We start from the raw sequence: 19,243 nt of genomic DNA on the forward strand, positions 1-19,243 counted from the left end.
TGTAATTACCCGCCATTATAGCAAAAAAGCACATAATTACTGCGCCTAAATAACCACACTAAAGTCTAAAATTTAGCCTTAAGCGCTGTTAATGACTAAGCTTTAATATCATCCATTGCCGATTCGATAATAGAAAATACAGCCCCTTGAGGGTCGCAAATAACACTAAAACGCCCTACATCAGGAATATCTGTAGCAGGTACACACACTTGCCCTCCAAGAGTCGCCGCTTTTTTTACATAGCTATCGCAGTTATCCACGGCGAAGTAAATCATCCAATGAGGAGGTACGTCTTGTGGCCACTCATCAGTCATTTGTAGCATGCCTGCTACCGGCTTACCTGCAACTAAAAACAAGGTGTAATCCATACCTTCCATAGGCTTTGTTTCACTTTTCCACCCCAGTAGTTCACAGTAAAAATCACGGCTTGTTTCACTATCGCGCGTTGCCATTTCATGCCAATAAGGCGTGTTGAGCTCACAAGGACGCTTACATCCTATATGCTCTTTACCTTGCCACAATGCCACCGTGGCACCCGCGGGGTCTTTAAGCATTAACATACGCCCTGCATCCATAACATTGTGAGGGCCTGCTATAATTTGCGCACCGAGCTCTTGCGCCTTAATTGCACATGCATCAACATCATCTACGGCAATATAGGTAAGCCAGTAGCTAGGCGTAGAGGCCACTTGCTCTTTAGGCATTTGATACATGGCAGCAATATCGTCACCTTGCTTTTGTAGCATAGTGTAATACTCATCATCGCCAATGGGCTGATCGTCATTTCCCCACTCAAACAACGAGGTATAAAAAGCTTTCCCGTCTTGCCAATTATGAGTACACAGTTCAGCCCAGCAAAATATACCTTGCGGATAATTATTTTTATTATTCATCGCCCATTTCCTGTTGTAAATTTAAGCCATTTTTAGCTTAGGCTAATACCCTGTAAGTGTCGATAGTTATTCACTCAATAAACCTCCTTATACATCAGTGACCACTTCTACTCGGGCTTTGTAAAGCCAACCCAAACAACATTATTTACATTAACGCCGAGCATCTAAAAGTTGATAGCTAAAAACTAATCACTTTTTTTCAGGCAATAAAAAAGGCCACCGAAGTGACCTCTTTTTAGTATTAATTAGCTAGGCTAATTAATACTCATTGAACGTTGCTACATAGCACCTACGCCTAAAGGTAATAGCGCCACCTTCACATGACATAAATTTTAGGCAATAAAAAAGGCCACCGAAGTGACCTCTTTTTAGTATTAATTAACTAGGCTAATTAATACTCATTGAACGTTGCTACGTTGCACCTACGCCTAAAGGTAATAGCGCCACCTTCACATGACATAAATTTTAGGCAATAAAAAAGGCCACCGAAGTGACCTCTTTTTAGTATTAATTAACTTAAACGTTAACTATTACTCTACGATAGTTGCTACAACACCAGCACCTACAGTACGGCCACCTTCACGGATAGCGAAACGAAGACCTTCGTCCATCGCGATTGGCGCGATTAGAGTTACTGTCATCTTAACGTTATCACCAGGCATTACCATTTCTACGCCTTCTGGTAACTGTACGTCACCTGTTACGTCAGTTGTACGGAAGTAGAACTGTGGACGGTAACCTTTGAAGAAAGGAGTATGACGACCACCTTCATCTTTAGAAAGTACGTATACTTCTGAAGTGAATGTAGTGTGTGGGTTGATTGAACCAGGCTTAGCTAGTACTTGACCACGTTCAACGTCTTCACGCTTAGTACCACGTAGAAGTGCACCAATGTTCTCACCAGCACGACCTTCGTCAAGAAGCTTACGGAACATTTCAACACCAGTACAAGTAGACTTAGTAGTCTCTTTGATACCAACGATTTCAACTTCGTCGTTCACGTTGATGATACCAGCTTCAACACGACCAGTTACTACTGTACCACGGCCTTGGATTGAGAAAACGTCTTCGATAGGCATGATGAATGGCTTATCGATGTCACGCTCTGGCTCTGGGATGTAAGAATCTAGTGCTTCTGCAAGCTCAACGATCTTGTCTTCCCACTGCTTTTCGCCTTCAAGTGCTTTAAGAGCAGAACCTTGAATTAGTGGTAAGTCATCACCTGGGAAGTCGTACTCAGAAAGAAGTTCACGAACTTCCATTTCTACTAGCTCAAGTAGCTCTTCGTCGTCAACCATGTCACATTTGTTCATGAATACAACGATGTAAGGTACGCCAACCTGACGAGAAAGTAGGATGTGCTCACGCGTTTGTGGCATAGGGCCGTCAGTCGCAGCTACTACTAAGATAGCGCCGTCCATTTGAGCAGCACCAGTGATCATGTTTTTAACATAATCGGCGTGTCCAGGACAATCTACGTGTGCGTAGTGACGAGTTGGTGTATCGTACTCAACGTGAGAAGTTGAGATTGTGATACCACGCTCGCGCTCTTCTGGAGCGTTATCGATTGATGCGAAATCTTTAGCAACACCGCCGTATACTTTTGCAAGTACGTTAGTGATTGCTGCAGTTAGTGTAGTTTTACCGTGGTCAACGTGGCCGATTGTACCAACGTTTACGTGCGGTTTTACGCGTTCAAACTTTTCTTTTGCCATCTTAAAAAATTCCTAATTAAGAAATTAAAGCCTGACTCACTATTGAGCCAGACAAGCTAAAATCATATAACAGCGCGAGCTGAAATTATTGTATCTGCAACATTTTTAGAGGCTTCAGCGTACTTCAAAAACTCCATAGAGTAAGAAGCACGGCCCTGTGTTGCAGATCGTAAAGCAGTTGCATAACCAAACATTTCAGAAAGAGGAACCTGAGCATTAACTTGCTTAAGTCCACCTATTGCATCTTCCATGCCTTCGATTATGCCGCGACGACGGTTTAAGTCGCCAACTACATCACCCATGTTTGAGTCAGGAGTGATTACTTCAACCTTCATCATTGGCTCTAAAAGTACAGGGTCAGCCTTAAGCGCCCCAGCTTTCATTGCCATTGAACCTGCAATTTTAAATGCCATTTCATTCGAGTCTACATCATGGAATGAACCATCATATAAAGTCGCTTTAACGCCAAGTAATGGGTAGCCTGCCAGTACACCTTGAGACATTTGCTCTTGGATACCTTTGTCTACCGCAGGGATAAATTCTTTTGGAACCGAACCACCTACAGTTTCGTTAACGAACTCATAAATTGGTGCTTCATCATCCGAAATATCCATCGGTTCAAGTTTAACCCAGACGTGACCATATTGACCACGACCACCTGATTGACGTACAAACTTCCCTTCAACTTCAACAGTTGAACGAATAGCTTCTCGGTATGCAACCTGCGGCTTACCAACGTTACATTCAACACTGAATTCACGTTTCATACGGTCGACAATGATATCAAGGTGAAGTTCACCCATACCAGAGATTATAGTCTGGCCTGATTCTTCGTCAGTTTGTACACGAAAAGAAGGGTCTTCAGCAGCTAGTTTACCTAGTGCAATACCCATCTTATCTTGGTCAGCGATTGTGCGAGGCTCAACCGCAACAGAGATAACTGGCTCTGGGAACTCCATACGCTCTAGCGTAATGATAGAGTTCGGATCACACAGTGTCTCACCTGTTGTTACGTCTTTAAGACCAATAGCTGCCGCAATATCGCCTGCGTAAACTTCTTTGATCTCTTCACGTGAGTTTGAATGCATCTGTACGATACGACCAAATCGCTCACGCTTACTTTTAACTGGGTTATAAACCGCGTCACCCTGTTTAACAGTACCAGAGTAAACACGGAAAAAGGTTAAAGTGCCAACAAACGGGTCTGTTGCAATTTTAAATGCAAGTGCAGCAAACGGCGCTTTATCATCAGCTGGACGTTCTTCCTCAGTCCCATTTTCTAGGATACCTTGGATTTGTTTCACTTGTGTTGGTGCAGGCATGTATTCAACAACGCCATCAAGCACAGCTTGAACGCCTTTGTTTTTAAATGCACTACCACACGTAATGGGAACAATTTCGTTCGCTAATGTGCGTTGACGTAAGGCAGATTTAATCTCTGCTTCACTTAACTCTTCACCTTCTAAGTACTTATCCATTAGTTCTTCAGAGGCTTCAGCTGCACTTTCAACTAAATGAGAGTGCCATTCTTGAGCGAGCTCTTGAAGTTCTGCCGGTATTGCCTCATAAGAGAAAGTCATACCCTGGTCCGCTTCGTTCCAGTTAATGGCTTTCATTTTTATAAGGTCAATAACACCTTTAAAGTCGTCTTCAGCGCCAATTGGCAACTGGATTGGAACAGGCGTTGCTCCAAGACGAGATTTCACCTGGTCAACAACCGTTAAGAAGTCAGCGCCGGTGCGATCCATTTTATTTACGAAGATCATTCTTGGAACTTCGTATTTGTTCGCTTGGCGCCAAACTGTCTCAGTTTGCGGCTGTACACCTGATGAAGCACAAAGAACAACTACCGCACCATCAAGTACACGTAAAGAACGCTCTACTTCGATAGTGAAATCTACGTGTCCTGGAGTATCAATAATATTGATACGATGGTCGTCAAATTGCGCGTCCATCCCTTTCCAGAAACACGTTGTTGCAGCAGAAGTGATTGTGATACCACGCTCTTGTTCCTGCTCCATCCAATCCATAGTTGCGGCGCCATCATGTACTTCACCGATCTTATGAGAAAGACCTGTGTAGAACAGAACACGTTCTGTTGTGGTGGTTTTGCCTGCATCTACGTGAGCTACTATGCCGATATTACGGTAGCGCTCAAGTGGAGTTGTACGTGCCATATGATCCTCTTAAAGGTTAAGGACAGATTACCAACGGTAATGTGCGAATGCTTTATTCGCTTCAGCCATACGGTGAACGTCTTCACGTTTCTTAACCGCAGTGCCTTTGTTGTCAGCAGCGTCAACGATTTCTTGAGCTAAACGTAAGCCCATAGATTTTTCGCCACGCTTACGTGCAGCGTCTACTAACCAACGCATACCTAATGCGTTGCGACGTACTGGACGTACTTCAACTGGAACTTGATAAGTTGAACCACCAACACGGCGAGATTTAACCTCTACCTGTGGACGGATGTTATCAAGTGCAGATTCAAAGATTTCTAGGTGCGACTTGCCTGATTTCTCAGCAGCCACGTCTAGCGCACCATAAACAATTTTTTCAGCAGTAGATTTCTTGCCGTCTAACATTACGATGTTAACGAATTTAGCAAGAAGTTCCGATCCGAACTTAGGATCTGGAAGAATTTTACGTTGACCTATTACGCGTCTTCTAGGCATTTTATATCTCCGGTTTATTCAGGTTTGTCCTTTTGGAACAATCACCCAAAACAATAATTAATAATATTTAGTGCTTGGCCTTACTAACGGAAAACAATTAGCCTTTAGGGCGTTTTGCACCGTATTTAGAACGAGCTTGACGACGGTCGCTAACGCCTGCACAGTCAAGTGCACCACGTACAGTGTGAAAACGCACACCTGGTAAATCTTTAACACGACCACCACGGATTAGGATTACACTGTGCTCTTGAAGGTTATGACCTTCACCACCGATGTATGATGTTACTTCGAAACCGTTAGTTAAACGTACACGAGCTACTTTACGTAACGCTGAGTTTGGTTTCTTAGGTGTAGTTGTATATACGCGAGTACATACACCACGCTTTTGCGGACACGCTTTAAGCGCAGCTGAGTTACTTTTAGTAACCTTGCTACGACGTGGCTTACGCACTAGCTGGTTAATAGTTGCCATTTAAATAGCTCCTGAAATTAAAATTACTACTGAAAAAAATAAAAAAATCCGCCCTTTTTACAAGCTTGTAACATACATGCAAGTAAATGGGTGGCGGAATTTTAATGAGCAAAGTTTAACCTGTCAACCTAAACTCATCGTAAGACAGTAGATAACTGTCTTACGATTTATTAATCTGTTGATTAATAAGAGTTTATTGATTTCCAGATAAATCTGCGTTCAGAGCATCTGTTAGTGCTTGAGTTGCCTCTTCTGCACTTACTGTTTGCTCTTCAACAACTTCACCCTGCTTGCGGCGAGCCATACGGTCTTGGTGATACGCAAAGCCAGTACCGGCTGGGATCAGACGACCCACAATTACGTTTTCTTTCAGACCACGAAGCTCATCGCTCTTACCATTCACTGCGGCATCTGTAAGAACACGTGTTGTTTCTTGGAAAGACGCTGCCGAGATGAAAGATTCGGTTGCTAGTGATGCTTTCGTGATACCCATAAGTTGTATTTCAAACTTCGCTGGGATTTTACCTTGTTTTTCAAGGTCACGATTAGCGATATTAACGCGAGCTACTTCAATTTGCTCACCCGCTAAGAACTCAGTATCACCGCCGTCAAGGATGGTACATTTACGTAGCATCTGACGAATAATTGTTTCAATGTGCTTATCATTGATCTTAACGCCCTGCAAACGGTAAACCTCTTGCACTTCGTTAACAATGTAGTTAGCAACATGAGTCACACCACGTAGGCGTAAGATGTCATGTGGTGATTCAGGACCATCGGCGATAACTTCACCTTTAGACACTTGCTCACCTTCAAACACGTTAAGTTGACGCCACTTAGGAATCATCTCTTCGTAATGATCGCCTTCAGCTGGTGTAATAACTAAACGTTTCTTACCTTTAGTCTCTTTACCGAAGCTAATAGTACCGGTGATTTCAGCTAAGATAGCTGGATCTTTTGGCTTACGTGCTTCAAATAAGTCGGCTACGCGTGGTAGACCACCCGTGATATCACGAGTTTTCGAACCTTCTTGCGGAATACGTGCAAGTACGTCACCTGGGTTTGCTGTAACGCCATCTGTCACTTCAATCGTAGTGAATGAAGGTAGACGTGTTTCTTGCAAGCCGCGCTCTTCACTTTCGATGATAAGCTTAGGCTCTTTCGCATTTACTTTAGCAAGGTCTTTAACAACTACACGGGTTAAGCCGGTTAGTTCATCAGTTTGTGCTTCCGTATTTGAGTCATCAACATCGCTGAACGAGATTTTTGACTTATGCTCAAGAACGATTGGGTGACTATGCGGGTCCCAAGTAGCAACGATGTCGTTACCTTGAACTTCTGCATTGTCTTGTACTGTTAGTACCGCACCGTAAGGTACTTTATAACGCTCTTTTTCACGACCGAAGCTATCAATGATAGTGATTTCAGTTGAACGTGAAGTAATTACAATCTTACCGTCGGTATTAAGTACATACTTAGCGTTATGTAGTTTTAACGTACCGTCAGTTTTAACTTGTACATTGTTTTCAGCTGATGCTCTTGATGCCGCACCACCGATGTGGAATGTACGCATCGTAAGCTGTGTACCCGGCTCACCGATTGATTGTGCCGCGATAACACCTACTGATTCACCCGCGTTGATGATATGACCACGTGCAAGGTCACGACCATAACACTTAGCACATACACCAAAGTCGTTATCACAGGTGATAACAGAACGTACGCGAACTTCATCTACTGAGTGCTCTTCTAAAAGGTCACACAGTTTTTCATCAAGCATGATATTACGTTCTACTAATACAGTATCTGTATTAGGGATAACCACAGGCTCAGCTACAACACGACCTAGTACACGTTCGCGAAGTGCTTCTACAACGTCACCACCTTCAATAAGCGGTTTCATTGTTAAGCCATCTTCTGTGCCACAGTCGTCTTCATTGATTACCAAATCTTGTGCAACGTCTACTAGACGACGCGTTAGGTAACCTGAGTTAGCTGTTTTAAGTGCTGTATCGGCAAGACCTTTACGCGCACCGTGCGTTGAGATGAAGTACTGTAGTACGTTTAGACCTTCACGGAAGTTAGCCGTGATTGGCGTCTCGATGATTGAACCATCTGGACGTGCCATTAGACCACGCATACCTGCTAGCTGACGGATCTGAGCGGCACTACCACGAGCACCTGAGTCGGCCATCATAAACACTGAGTTAAATGACGGTTGCTCTTCTTCTTCACCTTTGGCATTGATAACCGTGTCTTTAGACAAGTTGGCCATCATTTCACGTGATAAGTTTTCATTTACACGTGACCAGATATCGATAACTTTATTGTACTTTTCACCAGCCGTTACAAGACCTGATTGGAATTGTTGGTTGATTTCAGTTACTTCAGCTTCAGCTGATTCAATGATTGATGCTTTAACTGGTGGGATAACTAAGTCATCGATACCAATTGAAACACCTGACTTCATTGCGTAGTGGAAACCGGTGTACATAACTTGGTCAGCAAACACAACAGTGTCTTTAAGACCTAGACGACGGTAACACTCGTTTAATAAGCCAGAAATCTGCTTTTTACCTAATGCTTGGTTGATTGACTCAAACGGCATACCTTTAGGTAAAATTAGAGACAGAATTGCACGACCAACAGTAGTGTCGATAAGCGTTACAGTGTCTTCAACAACACCTGCTTCGTTAGTGATTGACTGACTAATACGCACTTTAACGCGCGCGTGAAGTTCTGCGTTACCACTACGGTATGCTTTTTCTGCTTCTTTAGGATCTTTAAATACAATGCCTTCGCCTTTCGCATTAATGCGATCGCGCGTCATGTAGTAAAGACCTAATACAACATCCTGTGAAGGAACGATGATTGGCTCACCATTCGCTGGAGATAGAATGTTGTTAGTAGACATCATTAGTGCACGAGCTTCTAACTGAGCTTCAAGCGTTAACGGTACGTGTACCGCCATTTGGTCACCATCGAAGTCGGCGTTGTAAGCCGCACATACTAATGGGTGTAAATGGATTGCTTTACCTTCAATTAGTACAGGTTCGAACGCTTGGATACCTAAACGGTGAAGTGTAGGTGCACGGTTAAGTAATACTGGATGTTCACGAATTACTTCGTCTAGTACATCCCATACTTCCGCTACTTCGCGCTCTACCATTTTCTTAGCAGCTTTGATTGTCGTAGCCATGCCGCGACGCTCTAATTTGCCATAGATAAATGGTTTGAATAGCTCAAGTGCCATCTTCTTAGGAAGACCACATTGGTGAAGCTTAAGTGTAGGACCAACCGTGATTACAGAACGGCCAGAGTAATCTACACGCTTACCAAGTAAGTTCTGACGGAAACGACCTTGCTTACCCTTGATCATATCAGCAAGAGATTTAAGCGGACGCTTGTTAGAACCTGTAATTGCACGACCACGACGACCGTTATCAAGTAGCGCATCTACCGCTTCTTGTAACATACGTTTTTCGTTGCGTACGATAATATCTGGTGCAGCTAAATCTAATAGACGCTTAAGACGGTTATTACGGTTAATAACACGACGGTAAAGGTCGTTTAGATCAGATGTCGCAAAACGACCACCGTCTAGCGGTACTAATGGACGTAAGTCAGGTGGCAATACTGGAAGTACTGTCATGATCATCCACTCAGGGTTATTGCCTGATTGGTGGAACGATTCCATTAACTTAAGACGCTTAGTGATCTTTTTACGCTTCGTTTCAGAGTTAATTGTTGGTAACTCTTCACGCATTTCTGCAATTAATTGGCCAAGATCAAGTTCACGAAGCAAGTCTAATACTGCTTCTGCACCCATCTTAGCTTCAAACTCATCACCGTGCTCTTCAAGTGCATCTAGGTATTCTTCTTCACCTAATAGTTGACCACGCTCAAGCGTTGTCATACCAGGCTCAGTTACTACGAATGATTCGAAGTAAAGAACACGTTCAATATCACGAAGTGTCATATCAAGCATTAAGCCAATACGAGACGGTAATGATTTTAAAAACCATATATGTGCTACTGGGCTCGCAAGGTCGATATGACCCATACGATCACGACGCACTTTTGTAAGTGTAACTTCAACGCCACACTTCTCACAGATCACACCACGGTGTTTAAGGCGTTTATATTTACCACATAAACACTCATAATCTTTCACTGGGCCGAAAATACGGGCACAGAATAAGCCATCGCGCTCAGGCTTGAAAGTACGGTAGTTAATAGTCTCAGGTTTCTTTACTTCACCGTATGACCATGAACGAACCATGTCTGGTGAAGCAAGACCAATGCGAATTGCATCGAATTCTTCGGTCTTATTTTGTTGCTTCAGAAACTTAAGTAAGTCTTTCACCTTAGCTCTCCTGTCGGAGTTAATCTTGAGGGCGGATAATCTCGCCCCTACATTCTATTCAGCCGTAACAGATGCTGCAGGGTTAACTGCAGCATCTAATTGGCTTAATTTTCTTCCAACTCGATGTTGATACCCAGTGAGCGGATTTCTTTCAACAATACGTTGAACGATTCTGGCATACCTGGTTCCATTTTATGGTTACCATCAACGATGTTTTTATACATCTTAGTACGACCGTTCACGTCATCCGATTTCACTGTTAGCATTTCTTGTAGAGTGTAAGCAGCACCGTAAGCTTCAAGTGCCCATACTTCCATCTCACCAAAACGCTGGCCACCGAACTGTGCTTTACCACCCAGCGGCTGCTGAGTAACAAGGCTGTAAGAACCAGTAGAACGTGCGTGCATCTTATCGTCAACCAAGTGGTTAAGTTTAAGCATGTACATGTAACCAACAGTTACTTGACGTTCAAACTGATCGCCAGTACGGCCATCATAGAGTGTAACCTGACCACTTCTTGGGTATCCACCAAGCTCTAGCATGTCTTTGATTTCGTCTTCTTTAGCGCCATCAAATGCAGGAGTAGCGATTGGTAAACCACCTTTTAAGTTATCAGCTAAACGACGAATTTCATCATCAGAGAAGCTAGCAATATCTACTTCTTGACGAGATTCACCGATTTCGTAAGCTTGCTTGATGAATTCACGTAGCTCATGTAGCTCACGTTGTTCCTTCATCATTTCCTCTAAGCGCTCACCAATACCACGTGCAGCTAGACCCATATGTGTTTCAAGGATCTGACCGATGTTCATTCGAGATGGTACACCTAGTGGATTTAGTACGATATCTACCGTACGACCTTTATCATCGTATGGCATATCTTCTACTGGTACGATAGTCGAGATAACACCTTTGTTACCGTGACGACCCGCCATTTTATCACCCGGTTGGATACGACGTTTAACAGCTAGGTATACTTTAACAATCTTAAGTACGCCTGGTGCTAAGTCATCACCTTGAGTAATTTTACGACGTTTGTTTTCAAACTTCTTATCGTATTCAGCTTTAAGCTCATCGTACTGTGCAGCTAGTTGCTCAAGTTCAGCTTGCTTGTCTTCTTGTGCAAGGCTTTGAGTAAGTAGCTTTTCAGCATTTAGTGACGCTAAGTTGTCTTCATCGAAGCCTGCTGCAGCAAGTAGCTTGCGAGCACGGTCTAATACACCGGCTTCTAGAATACGGAACTCTTCGTTGAAGTCTTTCTTCGCTTCGCGAAGCTGCATGTCTTCAACTTCTAACGCACGCTTATCTTTTTCAACACCATCACGGGTGAAAACTTGTACGTCAATTACAGTACCAGTTACAGAGTTTGGTACACGTAAAGAGCTGTCTTTAACGTCAGACGCTTTTTCGCCGAAGATAGCACGCAGTAGCTTCTCTTCAGGTGTTAATTGCGTCTCGCCTTTCGGAGTCACTTTACCTACTAGGATATCGCCGCCTTTAACTTCAGCACCAATATAAACAACGCCTGATTCATCAAGCTTGCCTAGCGCAGACTCACCCACATTCGGGATATCTGCAGTGATCTCTTCAGGACCTAATTTAGTATCACGGGCAACACACTGTAGTTCTTGAATGTGGATAGTCGTTAGACGATCTTCTTCAACTACGCGCTCTGATAGTAAGATTGAATCCTCGAAGTTATAACCGTTCCATGGCATGAATGCCACGCGAAGGTTTTGACCAAGGGCTAAATCACCTAAGTCAGTCGAAGGACCATCTGCTAACACGTCACCACGAGTAACCGGTTCACCAACCATGCACGTTGGTTTTTGGTTAATACATGTATTTTGGTTAGAACGTGTGTATTTAGTAAGGTTGTAAATGTCGATGCCCGCTTCACCAGGAATACGCTCATCGTCATGTACGTTTACAACGATGCGGCTAGCATCGGCGTACATTACTTCACCACCACGTTTAGCAACAATCGTTACACCAGAATCTTTCGCTAGTGTTAACTCAATACCTGTACCTACTAACGGCTTATCCGCTTTCAATGTTGGTACTGCTTGACGTTGCATGTTTGAACCCATCAATGCACGGTTAGCATCATCGTGTTCTAGGAACGGGATAAGTGCTGCCGCTACAGAGATCACCTGTTGTGGTGATACATCCATATATTGCTGGTCCATGCGACCCATAAAGGTAGATTCACCTTTGTGACGACACGGAATAAGTTCATCAACAAACTCATTGGTTTCGGTTAAGTTTGAGTTCGCCTGTGCGATAACAAACTGACCTTCTTCAATGGCTGATAAATAATCAACTTCATCAGTTACTACACCATCTACCACTTTACGGTAAGGTGTTTCTAAGAAACCGTAATCATTTGTACGTGCGTACGTAGATAACGAGTTAATTAGACCGATGTTTGGACCCTCAGGAGTCTCGATTGGACATACGCGACCATAGTGAGTTACGTGAACGTCACGTACTTCAAAGCCAGCGCGCTCACGCGTTAGACCGCCCGGACCTAATGCAGAAATACGACGCTTATGCGTTACTTCTGATAGCGGGTTATTTTGGTCCATAAACTGTGATAACTGAGACGAGCCGAAGAACTCTTTAACCGCTGCCGAAATAGGCTTAGCGTTAATAAGATCTTGTGGCATTATCGCGTCAAGGTCACCTAAGCTTAAACGCTCACGTACAGCACGTTCTACACGTACTAGACCAACACGGAATTGGTTCTCAGCCATTTCGCCAACACTACGTATACGACGGTTGCCTAAGTGGTCAATATCATCAACATCGCCTTGACCGTTACGAATAGCAATTAATACTTTCATAACAGACACGATGTCTTCTTTGCTTAATGTGCCAGGGCCTGTGTCTGTATCGTAACCAACACGGCTATTGAACTTCATACGACCTACAGTAGATAAGTCATAACGTTCTTCAGAGAAGAATAAGTTCTCGAATAAGGCTTCAGCCGCGTCTTTCGTCGGTGGCTCGCCTGGGCGCATCATGCGGTAAATTTCTACTAATGCTTCTAAACGGTTGCTAGACGAGTCAATATTTAATGTATTTGACATGTAAGCGCCGCTGTCCACTTCATTGATGTATAACGTCTCAATTTTAGTGTGACCTGCTTTAACCAATTCAGCCATCAACTCTAGTGATAGCTCGTCATTAGCGTTTGCAATAACTTCACCTGTTGACTCATCAACATAGTTTTTAGCTACAATACGGCCAATGATGTACTCATGTGGTACTTCTAATTGATTAATGCCTTTTTTCTCGATGCTCTTGATGTGGCGAGCCGTAATACGACGACCGCTTTCAACAAGTACTTCACCGTCTTCGCCTTTGATATCAAAAGCGGCAGTTTCACCACGTAAACGTGAAGGCACAAGTTCCATAAGAACTTTACCGTCAGTTACTTCAAACGCGGTAGTATCGAAGAACATATCTAAGATTTCTTCGCTAGAGTACTCAAGTGCACGTAAAATAATAGACGCCGGTAATTTACGACGACGGTCTATACGTACATATAAGTTATCTTTTGCATCAAATTCGAAGTCTAACCATGAACCACGGTAAGGTATAACGCGTGCGTTATATAATACTTTACCCGATGAATGGGTTTTACCGCGGTCGTTATCAAAGAATACACCAGGGCTACGGTGTAGCTGAGAAACGATAACACGCTCTGTACCATTGATTACAAAAGTACCGGTATCAGTCATGAGCGGAATTTCGCCCATGTAAACTTCTTGCTCTTTAATGTCTTTAACTGTGCCTGGAGCTTCTTTGTCCATAACTACAAGACGCAGTTTCACGCGAAGTGGAGCAGAATAAGTCACACCGCGAATTTGACATTCTTTTACATCGAATACTGGCTCACCAATACGATAACTTACGTATTGAAGCTCAGAATTTCCCGAGTAGCTTTTAATAGGGAACACAGAACGGAAGGCTGCTTCCAAACCATGATCGCCATCAGCGTCTGGGACTAAGAATTTTTTAAACGATTCTAACTGTGTCGACAGTAAGAAAGGTATATCCAAAACTTGTGGACGTTTACCAAAATCCTTACGGATACGTTTCTTTTCAGAATAAGAGTAAGCCATGGGGTTCCTCAGCTTGCTGATCTTTGACCCGACCTGTTCTTGTAAGAACAGACTTAACTGGCATCTATGCCAAGATTTACAACATTTAATTGTTGTTCTAATTAACTCCGCCTTAGCAACACTAGCAAACTATAAAGCGTTGAAAGTAAAGAGAAAATCAGATTTTATTTGAGCTATAGGAATACATAACTCTATAGCGCAAAAAGGCCGGTGATTAAATAATCACCAGCCCTTGCCTGATTACTCAGGCAGCGAACCTAGCGTGAGCTAGATTACTTAACCTCAACTTCAGCACCAGCTTCAGTAAGGTCTTTTTGAAGTGCTTCAGCTTCTTCTTTAGATACACCTTCTTTGATAGGTGCAGGAGCAGCTTCAACAAGAGCTTTCGCTTCTTTAAGGCCTAGGCCTGTTGCGCTACGTACAGCTTTGATTGCCGCAACCTTGTTAGCGCCAGCGCCAGTAAGGATTACGTCAAATTCAGTTTTCTCTTCAGCAGCTTCAGCAGCAGGACCTGCTACCATAGCAGCTGCAGCAGTTACGCCGAATTTTTCTTCCATTGCTTCAACAAGAGCAACAACGTCCATTACTGACATTTCAGCAATTGCGTCAAGGATTTGGTCTTTAGTTACAGACATTACAAATTTCCTAATAATTAACGGACTCTAGGTCCAAATAAATTTACACCGAAAGAGAGGTTAAACAGCTTAAAATTAAGCAGCTTGCTCTTCTTTCTGTACACGTACTGCTTCAATTGTTTTACACAATTTGCCAGCAGACGCTTCTTTCATAGCGCTCATTAAGCGTGCAACAGCTTCATCGTATGTAGGTAATGTAGCAAGCATTGCTGCATCTACAACATTTCCTTCAAAAGCGGCCGTTTTAACTTCGAATTTCTCATTCTTTTTCGCGAAATCTGCGAAGATACGCGCAGCAGCACCAGGGTGCTCTGATGAGAAAGCGATTAAGCTTGGACCAACTAACGAATCAGATAGACATTCAAATTCAGTACCTTCAACAGCACGTTTTGCTAGAGTGTTACGAACAACTTTCATCCATACACCAGCTTCACGAGCTTCTTTACGAAGGGCTGTAATTGCGCCTACTGCTACACCACGAGAATCTGCAACAACTGCAGAAAGAGCACCATTGGCTGCTTCGTTGACTTCAGCAACAATTGCTTTTTTGCCTTGAAGATTTAAAGCCATGGGTGTTACTCCTGGTCTAATGGGTCACCGACACTCGGCTTCCCTGTTTTACTCTTCCCTATCAACAAACTTGATAGAGATGCTTTTTACGGCGAGAGCCAGAAGAGATTAGGAAAAATCTATCTGGGGATTCACACCGTCTACGTAGGTAATATTAAGGCCGAAGCCGCCTACGGTCTTGGACGGAAGCCCAATTTATCGCATCACTCAAGAGCTTAGCGAAATTATGGACTTCAACCCGAATTCTTTACTTGTTAAATAATAAATTATTCAACAAAATGGCGCAAAATTATAGTACAAATTTCACGCCATGTAAACACCTATTAAGCTACAGAAGTGCTTAAAGTGTTTTGGTCAACAGCAACACCTGCGCCCATTGTTGTAGAGATGGTTACTTTCTTAACGTAAACACCTTTAGCTTGAGAAGGTTTAGCCTTCTTAAGCGCAACGATTAGAGCTTCAAGGTTTTGTTGAAGTTGCTCAGCAGTGAAATCAACCTTACCGATAGTAGTATGGATGATACCATTTTTGTCATTACGGTAACGTACTTGACCTGCTTTCGCATTTTTAACTGCTTCTGCAACGTTAGGCGTTACAGTACCAGTTTTAGGGTTAGGCATAAGACCACGTGGACCTAAGATTTGACCTAGTTGACCAACAACACGCATAGCGTCTGGTGATGCAACAACAACGTCAAAATCCATCTCGCCTTTCTTAACTAGTTCAGCAAGATCTTCCATGCCTACTAATTCAGCACCGGCTTCTTTTGCAGCTTCTGCATTAGCGCCTTGAGTGAATACAGCAACACGAACATCACGGCCAGTACCGTTAGGTAGTACAGTTGCACCACGAACGTTCTGGTCAGATTTACGAGCGTCAATACCAAGGTTAACAGCAACGTCAACACTTTCTACGAATTTAGCTGTCGCTAACTCTTTTAAAAGAGCAACTGCTTCATTGATTTCGTAATCTTTAGTTACTTCCACTTTTTCGCGGATAGTACGCATACGTTTAGTTAATTTAGCCATTTCTTAGTCCTCTACGTTCAAGCCCATCGCACGCGCAGAACCTGCGATAGTGCGAACCGCAGCGTCCATATCAGCCGCTGTAAGGTCAGCTCGTTTTGTCTCAACGATCTCTTCAAGTTGAGCACGAGTTACTGTGCCTACTTTTTCAGTGTTAGGACGGCCTGAGCCTGATTTGATACCAGCAGCTTTCTTAAGTAAGTAAGCAGCAGGTGGCGTTTTCATATCGAACGTAAATGAACGGTCACCGTAAACAGAGATCACTACAGGAACTGGAGCGCCTTTTTCGATAGACTCTGTACGCGCGTTAAACGCTTTACAGAATTCCATGATGTTTACACCGTGTTGACCTAGTGCAGGACCTACTGGAGGACTAGGATTAGCCATACCAGCGGCAACTTGTAGCTTGATTAAAGCTTCAACTTTTTTAGCCATTATAAATACCTCATTTGGTGGGTCTTAGCCTTGTGCGCGCGAGGACGCGTACTCTAACGGCTTCCCAGTTTAAAAATTGGTTTCGTACTTTTTGCGAGCAAAAATAAATTTTTGCCTTAATACAAAAAGGCCGCTGATTATAAGTTAATCAGCGGCCTTTTTCAAGCTTCGTGCCAAAATTTAAGTAAATAATGGCGAAGCTTTTTTAATCAATTACTTATCTTGTTCAACTTGACCAAATTCAAGTTCAACCGGTGTAGAACGACCAAAAATAAGTACCGACACTTTCACGCGGCTCTTTTCGTAGTCAACTTCTTCAACAACACCGCTAAAGTCAGCAAATGGACCATCAGTAACACGAACAACTTCACCTGGCTCAAATAATGTAGCTGGTTTAGGTGCTTCAGCGTTTTCTTGAAGACGGTTAAGAATGCGTTCTGCTTCTTTAGAACTAATAGGCGCTGGGCGGTCAGAAGTACCACCAATAAAGCCCATTACACGTTCAGTGCTGTTCACTAAGTGCCAGCTTGCATCGTTCATATCCATTTGTACTAGTACGTAACCTGGGAAGAATTTACGCTCAGATTTACGCTTTTGACCAGCGCGCATCTCAACAACTTCTTCTGTTGGTACTAATATTTCACCAAAGCTCTCTTCAAGACCTTCAATTTTGATGTGCTCTGATAACGTTTGCGCTACACGCTTTTCGTAACCAGAGAATGCTTGTACAACGTACCAGCGTAATTTAATTTCTTTGTTCTCATCCGACATGGGATCAGATCTCCAATCCAGTTAAAAAGCCTACAGCGCGGAATAAAATGCCATCTAATCCCCAAAGGATAAGCGCCATAATCACTGTTGCAACCATTACGATTAATGTCGTGTGGGTAGTTTCTTGACGCGTTGGCCAAACAACTTTACGTACTTCAATGCGTGCTTCTTTAGCAAATGCTAAAAAGTCACTGCCTTTAGCGGTTTGCGAGGCAATACCTAAACCTGCTGCTATAGCAACCACAACGCCAATTGCACGTAGTAATACAGACTGATCTGCAAACATGTGATTACCAACAACTGCGCCTGCAAGTAGCGCGATTGCTACTAACCACTTTACCGACTCCATCGCACTTGATGGTGTTTCTACATTCGTGCTCATAATATTATTACCTTAACTACAGACACAACAACCCTACACAACGGCAGGGTTAATCCATTAAAATCTAAACTTAAAAACAGACTTATTTAAACCGATTTTTAACCCCAGACTTACTCAACTTATGAGTAAAAATGGCAGGGGCGGAGAGATTCGAACTCCCAACCGTCGGTTTTGGAGACCGCTGTTCTACCAATTGGAACTACGCCCCTGCAAAGTGGATGCCTATTATACTTACGCAAATCATTAACACAAGCCTAAAAGATACCCACATTGCAAAATCTCGATAAACTATTAAGTCCTTAATAATAAAAAGGCTTAATTAGCCCCTTTTACTAGCGGCACGCCATTATTACCAACTGGAATATAAACCGTTGTATGGTTTGGCGACTCAGCCATTTTTGCCTGCGCGTTTATAGCTTCATGTTGTAAATAATTTGCAGTAAGCGTTGCGTTAATTATTTTTTGAGCTTGGGCAATACCTTTTGCTTCTTCCACTCTTATTTCAGCATCTTTGCGTGCTATTTCTTTTTGTGTTTCTTTCTCTGCTAGTAACTGCTGCGCGGCAAGCTTTTTCTCTACAGCATTTGCGACAATGGCTGGGTAATTAATATCTCCCACTACTACATTTGCTAATTTAAAGGGCGTTGATGATAAATAAGTTTGTAAACGCAAACTAACTTCTTGCGCTATTTGTTCGCGGTTTGTTTTCAGCTCACCACTGTCGTACTTTTGCACAATGTCACGCACATAGGTTCTAAACGTTTCACGCACAAAGCGTTTATACCAGTTCTCAGCGCCATACTCTTCTACAACTGTTTTTACCGAGCCACTTTGAATCCCTATTACTGCATGAAAATCAAATTTTATATTTAAATCATCATTAGCAAGAATTCTGAATGTTTCAGTATACGTATTAGGTCGCATATCAATATTTACCACTTCATTACGAAGTAAAGAAACACCATAGTTAGCAGGTCCTTTCATGGTGCCTTGGTAGCCCCCTTCGCCAAATATTCTTGGTTTTTCGTACACATACCCTTCTTCACCTGCAGGCGTGCTTGGGTTAGTACATGCAGTTAAGCCAAACCCTACAACACCGGCCAAAATGGCACCTTTAACAAGGTTATTGACCAGGTTTTGCATCCCTGAATTTCTTGGTTTCATTATATGTCCT

General features: G+C 43.0%; 14 protein-coding genes and 1 tRNA gene. All 15 read right to left on the reverse strand.

Annotation, left to right across the window (positions count from 1 at the left end; genetic code table 11):
- Positions 1-95: 95 nt before the first annotated feature.
- The 15 genes from MTN96_RS09715 to MTN96_RS09785 all read right to left on the reverse strand — a co-directional run bounded on the left by MTN96_RS09715 (position 96) and on the right by MTN96_RS09785 (position 19,233).
- A complete protein-coding gene (locus tag MTN96_RS09715) occupies positions 96-893 on the reverse strand; it encodes a VOC family protein (RefSeq protein ID WP_054982956.1) in 798 nt (265 codons plus the stop codon).
- Positions 894-1,423: 530 nt separating this feature from the next.
- The gene (gene tuf, locus MTN96_RS09720) at positions 1,424-2,608 is read right to left on the reverse strand and encodes an elongation factor Tu (RefSeq protein WP_004589660.1); all 1,185 of its coding nucleotides are present in this window, start codon (positions 2,606-2,608) and stop codon (positions 1,424-1,426) included.
- A gap of 62 nt (positions 2,609-2,670) precedes the next feature.
- Positions 2,671-4,785 carry an elongation factor G gene (gene fusA / locus MTN96_RS09725; RefSeq protein ID WP_024032049.1) on the reverse strand — a complete coding sequence of 705 codons (2,115 nt, stop codon included), beginning with the start codon at positions 4,783-4,785 and terminating at the stop codon, positions 2,671-2,673.
- 27 nt (positions 4,786-4,812) lie between these two features.
- Positions 4,813-5,283: a 30S ribosomal protein S7 gene (rpsG, locus tag MTN96_RS09730; RefSeq protein WP_004588211.1), complete on the reverse strand. Its 471-nt coding sequence runs from the start codon at positions 5,281-5,283 to the stop codon at positions 4,813-4,815.
- A 97-nt stretch (positions 5,284-5,380) separates the two neighbouring features.
- Positions 5,381-5,755, reverse strand: a complete 375-nt coding sequence (gene rpsL / locus MTN96_RS09735; RefSeq protein WP_002958885.1) for a 30S ribosomal protein S12 — start codon at positions 5,753-5,755, stop codon at positions 5,381-5,383.
- A 193-nt stretch (positions 5,756-5,948) separates the two neighbouring features.
- A complete protein-coding gene (gene rpoC, locus MTN96_RS09740) occupies positions 5,949-10,121 on the reverse strand; it encodes a DNA-directed RNA polymerase subunit beta' (protein WP_054983402.1) in 4,173 nt (1,390 codons plus the stop codon).
- Positions 10,122-10,225: 104 nt separating this feature from the next.
- On the reverse strand, positions 10,226-14,251 hold the full coding sequence (gene rpoB / locus MTN96_RS09745; protein ID WP_004588209.1) for a DNA-directed RNA polymerase subunit beta: 4,026 nt from the start codon (positions 14,249-14,251) through the stop codon (positions 10,226-10,228).
- 272 nt (positions 14,252-14,523) lie between these two features.
- Positions 14,524-14,886, reverse strand: coding sequence for a 50S ribosomal protein L7/L12 (rplL, locus tag MTN96_RS09750; protein WP_004588208.1), 363 nt, complete (start codon positions 14,884-14,886; stop codon positions 14,524-14,526).
- Between the two features lie 75 nt (positions 14,887-14,961).
- Entirely contained in the window at positions 14,962-15,456 is a 495-nt protein-coding gene (gene rplJ / locus MTN96_RS09755; protein ID WP_024032046.1) for a 50S ribosomal protein L10, read from the reverse strand.
- A gap of 323 nt (positions 15,457-15,779) precedes the next feature.
- Entirely contained in the window at positions 15,780-16,484 is a 705-nt protein-coding gene (rplA, locus tag MTN96_RS09760) for a 50S ribosomal protein L1 (protein ID WP_004588206.1), read from the reverse strand.
- A gap of 3 nt (positions 16,485-16,487) precedes the next feature.
- The gene (gene rplK, locus MTN96_RS09765) at positions 16,488-16,916 is read right to left on the reverse strand and encodes a 50S ribosomal protein L11 (protein ID WP_004588205.1); all 429 of its coding nucleotides are present in this window, start codon (positions 16,914-16,916) and stop codon (positions 16,488-16,490) included.
- 213 nt (positions 16,917-17,129) lie between these two features.
- Entirely contained in the window at positions 17,130-17,687 is a 558-nt protein-coding gene (gene nusG, locus MTN96_RS09770) for a transcription termination/antitermination protein NusG (protein ID WP_024032045.1), read from the reverse strand.
- Between the two features lie 4 nt (positions 17,688-17,691).
- Entirely contained in the window at positions 17,692-18,069 is a 378-nt protein-coding gene (gene secE / locus MTN96_RS09775) for a preprotein translocase subunit SecE (protein WP_248531390.1), read from the reverse strand.
- 132 nt (positions 18,070-18,201) lie between these two features.
- Positions 18,202-18,278: transfer RNA gene (locus MTN96_RS09780), tRNA-Trp, on the reverse strand.
- A gap of 106 nt (positions 18,279-18,384) precedes the next feature.
- Positions 18,385-19,233 carry an SPFH domain-containing protein gene (locus tag MTN96_RS09785; protein ID WP_029774147.1) on the reverse strand — a complete coding sequence of 283 codons (849 nt, stop codon included), beginning with the start codon at positions 19,231-19,233 and terminating at the stop codon, positions 18,385-18,387.
- Positions 19,234-19,243 lie beyond the last annotated feature (10 nt).

Source organism: Pseudoalteromonas sp. 2CM28B, assembly GCF_023161935.1.

Bases quoted from the DNA above. Each gene is read 5' to 3' on its own strand.
- fusA (WP_024032049.1), bottom strand. From the start codon at position 4,785: ATGGCACGTACAACTCCACTTGAGCGCTACCGTAATATCGGCATAGTA.
- rpoB (WP_004588209.1), bottom strand. From the start codon at position 14,251: ATGGCTTACTCTTATTCTGAAAAGAAACGTATCCGTAAGGATTTTGGT.
- rpsL (WP_002958885.1), bottom strand. From the start codon at position 5,755: ATGGCAACTATTAACCAGCTAGTGCGTAAGCCACGTCGTAGCAAGGTT.
- MTN96_RS09715 (WP_054982956.1), bottom strand. From the start codon at position 893: ATGAATAATAAAAATAATTATCCGCAAGGTATATTTTGCTGGGCTGAA.
- MTN96_RS09785 (WP_029774147.1), bottom strand. From the start codon at position 19,233: ATGAAACCAAGAAATTCAGGGATGCAAAACCTGGTCAATAACCTTGTT.
- rplK (WP_004588205.1), bottom strand. From the start codon at position 16,916: ATGGCTAAAAAAGTTGAAGCTTTAATCAAGCTACAAGTTGCCGCTGGT.
- tuf (WP_004589660.1), bottom strand. From the start codon at position 2,608: ATGGCAAAAGAAAAGTTTGAACGCGTAAAACCGCACGTAAACGTTGGT.
- secE (WP_248531390.1), bottom strand. From the start codon at position 18,069: ATGAGCACGAATGTAGAAACACCATCAAGTGCGATGGAGTCGGTAAAG.
- rplA (WP_004588206.1), bottom strand. From the start codon at position 16,484: ATGGCTAAATTAACTAAACGTATGCGTACTATCCGCGAAAAAGTGGAA.
- rplL (WP_004588208.1), bottom strand. From the start codon at position 14,886: ATGTCTGTAACTAAAGACCAAATCCTTGACGCAATTGCTGAAATGTCA.
- rpsG (WP_004588211.1), bottom strand. From the start codon at position 5,283: ATGCCTAGAAGACGCGTAATAGGTCAACGTAAAATTCTTCCAGATCCT.
- nusG (WP_024032045.1), bottom strand. From the start codon at position 17,687: ATGTCGGATGAGAACAAAGAAATTAAATTACGCTGGTACGTTGTACAA.
- rplJ (WP_024032046.1), bottom strand. From the start codon at position 15,456: ATGGCTTTAAATCTTCAAGGCAAAAAAGCAATTGTTGCTGAAGTCAAC.